At 72.6% G+C, this 467-nt stretch carries 1 protein-coding gene; it reads left to right on the forward strand.

The features are described from left to right. Nucleotides 1–467, forward strand: a 467-nt coding sequence (locus tag GVJ63_RS21885) for a CHAD domain-containing protein (protein ID WP_159227360.1), incomplete at both ends; no start/stop codon positions are given.

The following is a 467-nucleotide window of genomic DNA, read 5'->3' on the forward strand; positions in this document are numbered from 1 at the left end:
GCCATCGCAGCGCACGAGCCGCCGTCCACCTCGGCGCAGGAGGTCGTGGGCGACGGCGCATTCCAGGCCGCGCTGATCGCGCTGATGGGCTTCGCCGCCGCGGGTGCTTCCGCGCCCGCGAAGCCATTGCCCACGGGCACGCACCCGCCGGCGCTGGATGCCCATGGCACGCGGCGCACGGTCCGCAAGGCCCTGCGCCGGCTGCACCGCAAGATCGGCAAGGAAGCGAAAGGCTTTGCCGCCCTGCCGGCGGAAACGCGGCACGGCGTGCGCAAGCGCATCAAGCGCCTGCGCTATCTCACGGAGTTCTTCGCGCCGGCACTCCAGGGCCGTGGCCGCAAATTCCTGCGCCGGCTGGAGCCCGCCCAGGATGCGCTGGGGCGCCTCAACGACGAGCAGGTGGCTGAAGGGCTGTACCGGAAGATGGCGCGCCGCGACCCACAGGCCTGGTTCGCCGTGGGCTGGCT

The sequence above is a fragment of the Pantoea sp. 18059 genome (assembly GCF_902706165.1).
GTDB lineage: Bacteria > Pseudomonadota > Gammaproteobacteria > Enterobacterales > Enterobacteriaceae > Pantoea > Pantoea agglomerans.